The organism is Marinococcus luteus (genome assembly GCF_900106595.1).
Classification (GTDB): Bacteria; Bacillota; Bacilli; order Bacillales; family Marinococcaceae; genus Marinococcus; species Marinococcus luteus.
Genome location: NZ_FNNC01000011.1, coordinates 1 through 8,694 on the forward strand (window position 1 = coordinate 1; position 8,694 = coordinate 8,694).

Below are 8,694 nucleotides of genomic sequence, written 5' to 3' on the forward strand. Positions count from 1 at the left end.
AAGTTATAAACTTTATAATATAACCATGAAGTTTATAATCCTTTTTGATATAATGTTTATAACAATATCATGAGACTTATGAAAGGATTATAAACCTTATGGAAATGCAATATCGTATGACTGATTTAGCCGATAAATTAGGGCTTAAAGAAAGTACCGCCAGAAAATATTTTTTATTAGTTGAAAAAAAGGGCCATTTTTTTAAGAGAAGTAATCAAGGTCATATTCTTTTTACAGAAGATGATGTTTCACTGTTCCAAGAAATTATTAGGCTTAAAAACCATCCAGATCACAGCATTGAATCGGCAATAGATTATATAATCAACGTAGAAAATAACGGCTATCATGAATCTCATGGGGGAGAAAGTGGGCTGGTTCCATATCAGCAATTTGAAGATTTAAATCATAATATTGATGAATTAAAAGCAATTTTAAGGCAGCAGCAGAAGGAAAGCCAAAGAGCTTTACAAGAACAACAAAGAAAACATGAAGAACAATTAGAAGCTGCTGAAAAACGGGAGCAAATTCTTACTGATTATTTAGTAGAACAAAAGAAGGATATGGATGAGATTAAAGAAAAATTAGATAAAAAGGGATTCTGGGCTAGATTATTTGGTGGATAATAAAAAGAAGTCGCACCTGGAGGGTAACGACTTCTAAGGGAATAGGCTATGTATTTAAATACAACCTATATTTAATTTCACTTTAATTCCCAAACTTTTGTAAGCGATTTGCTAAAGTGATTTTGTTCATTTATTATTGTATCTAATAACGGAAAAGCAGCCAGTGCTGACTACACTGACTGCTCCAGGAGTTTCCTCCAAATTTCTCTGGGCGAGAAATAATACATTTGACTACATTCTAGCATATTCCTCTTATTCTTCAAGGGGAAACGTATTATGGTTAAATTATTATTTCGTGTGATTCATTACGGAAATTTGTGTGAAACTCCTAATCTACTAAAACAGATAGGAGTTTTTTTAATGAACGCAGAACGTAGAAATATCAAAAATATCTTTAAAATGAAACACGTACAAATTCCAAAGGTTTTCTTTACTAACGATAAATATATGAATATGAAAAATGATACTAAAATTGCCTGGTCTATTCTTTCTGATAGAAGCAATCTTTCTTTAAAGAACAATTGGATAGATGAGAAGGGTGACATATATTTTATCTTCAGCAATAAAGAATTGAAGAAGATATTAAATTGTAGTGAGCCTAAGGTAATCTCCATTAAGAATGAATTACTTGAGCATGGCTTATTAGATCAAGAAAGAGTAGGAATGAATAAGCCTAATAAATTGTACATTAAAGATCCTATTGTTACTGATGATGATATTTATAAGATACAAGAACAAGAAGAAGGATTAGATATTTATCCAGAACAAAAACAAGACTCTAACCCAGACGAGACAAGGAACTTAAAAAATTTAAGTACCGGAACTAAAAAAACTTTAGCTCCGGAACTTAAAAAATTTAAGCCTAGTAATACTGAGTTAATTAATCCTGAGTTTAATAACACTGAATTAAATATTGTTAACAAGAAGCAAGTTAACAACTCCAATTTAGAATATGATAATCAATCTTCTGAAGATCAAAGCAAAGTATATGAAATAGAGAAGCAGTATATGAAAAAGGGATTATCAAAAGAAGTTATTCAAAGAGTTAAGGAAGAAGTAGATAGTAATAGAGTTAAGATTGATAACTACATTGCTTATTATCGTTCATGTTTGGATAACACTCTTTATAAACACAATCTGAAGCATGGAAAGATTGAAGGCAAGAAGTATAATCATCTTCCTTCTACTCATCCACTGAATATGAATTGGCTGCAAGAGTGAATACATTTAAAAGCGTATAGAAACGTTTCTGAGCGTTATTTGTTGTTTCGTGATAAATGATAAGGGAACATAGTTAAACGTTTCTGTATGCTTGCTACAGTCGCTAACTTTTAATTGATTAGCTTATATTAGTGTGACATTTCTAATTAGCAGCAAAGTTTGCCAGCTGAATATGCATATAATTATATTTAACAAATGAACAATCATTCATAGTGTTCTTTGTGCTGGATCTTTTTCTTGTTAGAAAATAAATTTAGAAAAAGTAAAACGGAAAAAATTTTTGAAAAGTGCCCCTGTAGAAATTTAAAAAAATAAAAAAGGCTCTAGGATAACCTCAGGCCCTTTGATTACACCGAGTCTCCGAGTTCAACTTTTTGAGGAAAACTAAATAAAGCAAAAAACACCCTAATTATATTTAGGATGCCTTCTTCTTATCTTGTTTAGCTTGCTTCTTCTTATCCTTAAAAACTGCATATTATTCCTTTTTTGCCATTATACGCTAATACTTTATTCCAATTTCCTTTTGGTCATGAAAAAAGTTTTCTCGGCATAAATCGCTCAATACTAAAACCGCTCTACTGAGTCGTTTCTTCGTGATTCTCATTGCTTTCAAAAAGTATAAATTCTTCTTTAAATCTATCTATCCCTGTTACAGGAAAGGGTAAGAAAAATTTAGATTTTTTATACTCCACGACTAATGAAATTTTAGTTAGAGAACTCTCATAATCTTTTTCTTTTTGTTGCTCTTTTAATTTATATATATCTGTATTATCAAAAATATCGCGACTCTCAGTAAAAATAGGATCAATTATTTGTACTCCAATTTTTTCATCAGGAAGGAACGTCCTATTTTCACAAGACCTTTTCAAACTATCCTCAGTATTTATATATTCTTGTCGCAATTTTGCATCTGAGGGAACCTCATTTATTTGTAAAAACGCATATTGTTCAGTTCTCGTATAAATGTCATAAACTGAATTTAATTTCACTGAAGAGATAAATCCAGGAACACTACCAAAATTTTTAACAAAAATGACTCCAGCTTGCGATGGCTCAACTAAACTAGAGTCATAATAAGCAAACAAATGGGGTCTAAATTTATCATTTCGATTGAGGTAAACTAACGTGAAAGCAAAAACAGAAATTATCAAAGAAAAAAAAGAAATAGCAATTCCAATTTCCGTTAAGTAATTAATAATAAAATTCAAAAGTAGACACTCCATTCTCTATTCTGAGTAATAAGTGATTTTTAGAAGGGCGCACTTACACACATAATTTTTATTCTAAAAATGTGTTTGTGCGAACTCCCTTTGGTCGATCTTCTCGTTCGTTTTGCTAGCGATAGCCTGACGGACAAACAGCAAAAATAAAACACCCTACCTGTCATCGAACAAGCTCACTTTGGAACAGCCCCTCTGCAAAAGATAAAATCCAGAAAGAGCATAAGGGAAAAGTGACCCCAGACGAGCTGGGGCGTCCGGCAGTGCCGGACTTATCCTGGGTACATCAAAATGGCTTTTGTTCACAGTTGTGTGAACAAGATGTTCACGGATTTGTTCACAAAAACGGGTGTTTTCTGTTCACGCTTTTGTGAACAGAAAACACCCGTTCTTTTACAGGTTAAGTGCGAATATATCGTATGCTTTTTTTGCAATTAACCTGTAAAAAAAGGTGTTTTTACTGTCTCAAATGTGTCACAAAGGGGTCTATGTGACTCAATCCTGTCACAGTGGTGTCTCACAAGTGTCACAAAGAGCATTTTTAACGATATCACTCTGAAAACCTGGCACTGCCAGGGATAGAACGAAGTGATATCATTTTTCCCTTATGCTCTTTCAAATTTTTAATCGTTACAGGGGATGTGTTCCAAAGTGAGCTTGTTCGATGACAGGTAGGGTGTTTTATTTTTGCTGTTTGTCCGTCAGGCTATCGCTAGCAAAACGAACGAGAAGATTGACCAAAGAGCATTCGCACAAACATATTTTTCGTAGAAAAAGGATGCGTGTAAATGCGCCTTTTTTTAATCATTATTTGTGTCGTCAATGAATTTATTTTCTACTAATTGATTAATTATTTTTTTCTTTTCATAACTTAATACTGCTTCAGATTTCTCCGAAAAATTATTATAAAAGTCTAAGTTATCTCTGTTTATCAAAGCACTTACTAATGATATTGCTCTTCTATATCTCTCATTAAATTCAATTTTATTATTGATATGTTCTCTTACAGTTTTTTTATAACTTTCGTTGTTTGAATCTGTTAGCTTTTCTAATAGCTTGTCTAACCTTTTTTTAGATACTTTGAAGTCTAAGTGATGACTATAATCGTTTCTAATCTCATTGAAATAATTTATGCTGGCGTAAGTGTTTTGGCTTATAAGGTCTAAGCCGATTAATAAATTTAATTTGTTATTAAAGCTAAACTTTTTTGTTATTTCTTCTTTCATGAATTTGTTTAGCATTTCACTCATTTGTTCTTCGACAAAAAGATGAGTCTGCAAGGTTATAGTAGTGAGTGGATCAGAGTTTCGCATCATTTTTCCTACATCACTTCCTAATTGCCCAGCTGTATATTCTTTATATTGCTCATAAATCTGCCAAAACTCTTTTTCTGTCATTTGAATTCACCCTTTTTATGTAATGCATTACTTTTGATCATAAAATATGTCTTTTATGCTGAGAAAACTTTTTGTCATGAAAAAAGTCTTCACGTGTGCTCGCTACGAACTGTTCTGCTGTACATTTAGAATAAAAAGACAAGGAAAACTCTAACTGATACAAATAAATAAAAAGATTATCAATAGCAATTGCTGAAATTATACTAGTGTATTATACTTGGCTTACGTTAGATGTCCTTTAAAGGACAAAAAAACTGCCCATGCGCCAACATGGACAGTATTAGTTGAATAGCAGTATGTTAGGCATTGAGAGCAAATTAAATACTTTCTAAGACAATTCGCTATGAGCTGGGGAGCTTATTTCAGCGAATTGTTTTTTTGTTTGTCTTGAAATGAGTTAATAAAAGAAATGAAGTGTACATTGTAAGCACTAAGTGATTTTCTAAGACAATAGAAATTTCCATAAGCTTCTCACCCCCCCCTTTCGTTATCGGGGTAAGCTCAAAAGCCCGTCATACTGCTGATTCATAGTCCTACTATATATGGTACGACTCTCTTTTTCAACATACATGATATAGATATTTTTCTTTTTATTCTCTTGACAATTAAATTCTCTTTTATACTTACTGCTGCTTTGCGGATCTCCCCTTGGAATTGTGCACATTTTCTGACAAAAATAAAATTAGTGTGTAAGTCCTGATTCAATATCTAGTTGTTTTATAGAAACTTTCAAAATTTGCGCTACTATATACAGAGGTAAATTCGTTTCAGCACTATATTTACGGTGAAATAATATTCAATAAATTCTGGATTTTTTTCAATTCGTAAAAAAATTTTTAGGTTAAAGAAAAAATCAAAAACGTAGACATAGTAATTTTCACAGATTATACTTAACATATAAGTTAAGTATAATCTGTGAGTTAGGGGTTTTTGTCATGCAATTCAACGAAGAGGGCTTGCTTCCTCCAAAAGATTACGAGTTAACTATTGATGAACTAAGAGAATCTATGTTGGTTCATGGTCCCCCAGACGCTGAAATATGGGATTCTCAGTGGAGAAGAAAACTAGTTAATAATCTGGAAATAATGGTAAACCAATTAAAACAAGTTGGCATAACTGAAATATATATTGATGGATCTTTTGTTGAAGATAAAGCACATCCCAACGATATTGATGGATATTTTGAATGTAATTATATGCACCTCGCCACTACTTTAGAACATGAATTAAATACTTTAGATCCGTACTTTGTTTGGACTTGGGACGCCCGTGAAAGAAAACCTTATCCAGGTGACGAAAAAGCTCAACTACCTATGTGGCATCAGTATCGAGTAGAACTTTATCCGGAATATGGACAAGGTTCGGGTCTTGTCGATGAAAATGGTAATGAACAAAAATTCCCTGCTGCTTTTAGAAAAACGCGCTCTGGACACATTCCTAAAGGAATTATTAAAATCATAGAATAGATTAAAATTATATAATAAGGAGTCGAAAATATGATTAGAACTGAAAAAGAATATACTGAGGCTCTGAAGAGAATAGAAGAAGATGAAGAATTTCTTGAGGAACAAAGAAAAAACTTAGAAGAAAAAGGATTAACTCCTGAACAAATTAAAAAATTGATAGATCCTACTATTTCTTTTAATCAGCAATTAATTGAAGAAGTTAATTACTATGAACAAATTAGAAGAGGAAATTTCAACCCTATACTAAACATGCACAATTTAGGAAAAACATTAATAGCTTATAGGATCTATTTAGGTATTAGTCAAAAAGATTTAGCAGAGAGATTAAATGTTTCTCCTGCACAAGTATCTAGAGATGAAAAAAATGAGTACTATGGTGCAACTTTAGAAAGATTACAAAGAGTTATGAATGCAATGCACATGACTGTAGAAAGTGATGTTAAAAATACTGATAAAGGTTCATCATTAGAAATTGTATAAAAAGAGAGCATCAATAATTTTGCTCTCTTTTTATACTTAAATTTCAACTACTCTAATTCATTTAAAAATAGAAATGAAATCAGCCTAACTTTTCAAATATACTTCGCATGTTTATACACATAATCTCTACTTGTTAATATTATCCATAAGCTGAAACCCCTGCTAATTCAGCAATGTATATGTCATACATTCGCTTCTTTTGGCCTCGAAAATGAACCCCTCTATATCAGGTGTTTTCACCGGACCTTGTTTACATAAGGATTCTTATCGGAAGCTGTATCTGTATATTTTATACGAAGACATACAGTGATTAGACGATCTCTCTCGGCTAGTCTGAGAAATCGTCATCGTTTCCTATCGTTAAATTTTTCAAGCGATTAGAAAAAACGTCGTCATAATCAATTAAATATAACAAAAGTCTTTCTGTATAATACGTTCCTAATTTAGCTATTAAAATCTTTTCACGAAAAGAATAATTATCTATCTCTTTCTTTGGTTTTGGATGGACTATATGGTTTCTGTACTGTGCCAATAGGTGAGGACCTGAGGAAAAATGTTTATTGAATACCGAATAATCGTCCACTAATTGTTTTTCAATATCAGCTTCTCCTAATATTAATTCTAAGTTTTTACCAAAATTATTGCTGTTAAATTGGCTTTCACTAATAGTTGGTGTTGTTTTTTGAGTTAACAAGACATAAGAAAGTTTTTCTAAAGCTATTTGGGCATTAATTGTTTTACTTTCTATAAATGTCGTGTTTAATGACTCAATATACCAATGAATAGTTTCTTTAATAACTCTTTTCATGAACTCATCTTCTTCAAATTTGGTTGAAATATTATCAAAAAGGTTCTTCAGAATGCTACCTTTTCGTTTAGGAAACCAGTTAGGTAAGCTTTTAAAAGGGCTCATCTTAGGCATTGAAAAATTACGATAAACATTTTCATTTTCTTTTACTCCTACTTTTATAGGCATACCTATGTGCCTTCCAGCAGAAAGGCCAAAAACTGAAACGAGAACTTCCTCTATGCCAGAAGCTTCACTTACTTTGAAATCAGTACCGTCTTTTTTATTAATTTTAATGATGTGAGTGATGTTATATCCATTATGATCTTTTAATTCAGGAAATATCTTTTTAGTTTTAAAATCATGGCGCATATGTAATTGTATTTCCCATTTATCATGATCAAAGCTGACGCCACCTTCAAAATCAAACTTTTCTTTGTAAAGACGATGGCCGCGATATTTTATGAAGTTAGTCACATGCAAATAATAACTTTCTATGTACGGATCTTTATTATCTTGTATTTGATAGTTCACTTCTCCTTTTACTGAAAGATTATTCTGCATTAAATCTAATGTTACTCTAGTAGGGTTCATGCCAGGAACAATCAAAATATTATCGGTGCTTCCTATTATGTCATCATTAATAGGTTCTTTAGATTCACCTTTGAATGTAATAGAAGGATTCGGCATAAATGAAAAAACAACAGCTCCATTCAGATTAATGTACTCAGTTTGGTTTTGCAGTCTAAAATCCCCTTCATATATAAGAACTTCATTTTTGATTTTAAAAAAACTTGAATCAATCGCTTCGACTGGTTTAATCGATCTCATAAAATATCTCCAATCAACAATTATTATATAAGCCATTAAGTGATTTCCCCGGTATAATGCCGGGACTTTTTTATGTTCTCATGCCCAGCCAACATAACGAATATATTCGATAGGAATCGTGAGTTGCTTGCTATTTTCTAATTCTATTTTAATGTTCATTGGCTGCTGGCGGCTGATCCTTACAATGGCCCCGGTAATTTCATAATAGAAACCTTCCTCCCAATATTCAATAATCAACAAACTTTTATCTAATTCTGAAGCTTGGATTAAATCAAAATATTCTACAAAAATTTGTTCGTCTAACATTGGAGGATCCACTTTTTTGCTTTCCTGTTGATGATGCAACCATTTGGCCCTCCATTCCGGGAGAATCATTCGACTGCTTTCCCAGCGTACATTGCTGCCTGGAGTCAATTTGTTCGGCTTCATGGTATCATGCTCCTTTTGCATACCATTATACACGAACAAATGTTCTGTTAAACCTCTTTAAAAGATTTTATTTGGTTAAACCCCTTTGTTATAAATATTATGTTTGCGTTATACAACTTATAATTTAATTATAGTAAATGAAATTAAGTTATAAACTTTATAATATAACCATGAAGTTTATAATCCTTTTTGATATAATGTTTATAACAATATCATGAGACTTATGAAAGGATTATAAAC

8 protein-coding genes are annotated in these 8,694 nt (G+C 31.8%); 4 read left to right on the forward strand and 4 right to left on the reverse strand.

Annotation, left to right across the window (positions count from 1 at the left end; all coding sequences use genetic code 11):
- Window positions 1-98: 98 nt before the first annotated feature.
- On the forward strand, window positions 99-623 hold the full coding sequence (locus BLV22_RS14680) for a hypothetical protein (RefSeq protein ID WP_091616842.1): 525 nt from the start codon (window positions 99-101) through the stop codon (window positions 621-623).
- Between the two features lie 360 nt (window positions 624-983).
- Window positions 984-1,844 carry a replication initiator protein A gene (locus tag BLV22_RS14685; protein ID WP_091616856.1) on the forward strand — a complete coding sequence of 287 codons (861 nt, stop codon included), beginning with the start codon at window positions 984-986 and terminating at the stop codon, window positions 1,842-1,844.
- Between the two features lie 575 nt (window positions 1,845-2,419).
- Here the strand turns inward: BLV22_RS14685 and BLV22_RS14690 are convergent.
- Together BLV22_RS14690 and BLV22_RS14695 are read right to left on the reverse strand one after the other, a co-directional pair.
- On the reverse strand, window positions 2,420-3,052 hold the full coding sequence (locus tag BLV22_RS14690) for a hypothetical protein (RefSeq protein WP_091616844.1): 633 nt from the start codon (window positions 3,050-3,052) through the stop codon (window positions 2,420-2,422).
- 812 nt (window positions 3,053-3,864) lie between these two features.
- A complete protein-coding gene (locus tag BLV22_RS14695) occupies window positions 3,865-4,461 on the reverse strand; it encodes a hypothetical protein (RefSeq protein WP_091616846.1) in 597 nt (198 codons plus the stop codon).
- A gap of 935 nt (window positions 4,462-5,396) precedes the next feature.
- On the opposite strand from BLV22_RS14695, the gene BLV22_RS14700 reads away from it, so the two are divergent.
- Together BLV22_RS14700 and BLV22_RS14705 are read left to right on the forward strand one after the other, a co-directional pair.
- Window positions 5,397-5,927, forward strand: coding sequence for a DUF6932 family protein (locus BLV22_RS14700; RefSeq protein ID WP_091616848.1), 531 nt, complete (start codon window positions 5,397-5,399; stop codon window positions 5,925-5,927).
- 30 nt (window positions 5,928-5,957) lie between these two features.
- Window positions 5,958-6,407: a helix-turn-helix transcriptional regulator gene (locus BLV22_RS14705; protein ID WP_091616850.1), complete on the forward strand. Its 450-nt coding sequence runs from the start codon at window positions 5,958-5,960 to the stop codon at window positions 6,405-6,407.
- Window positions 6,408-6,735: 328 nt separating this feature from the next.
- Here BLV22_RS14705 and BLV22_RS14710 read toward each other — a convergent pair whose 3' ends face one another.
- Both BLV22_RS14710 and BLV22_RS14715 read right to left on the reverse strand, forming a co-directional pair.
- Complete coding sequence (locus tag BLV22_RS14710) at window positions 6,736-8,025, reverse strand: YopA family protein (protein WP_091616852.1); 1,290 nt, start codon at window positions 8,023-8,025, stop codon at window positions 6,736-6,738.
- A gap of 78 nt (window positions 8,026-8,103) precedes the next feature.
- Entirely contained in the window at window positions 8,104-8,454 is a 351-nt protein-coding gene (locus tag BLV22_RS14715; RefSeq protein ID WP_091616854.1) for a YolD-like family protein, read from the reverse strand.
- Between the last annotated feature and the right edge of the window lie 240 nt (window positions 8,455-8,694).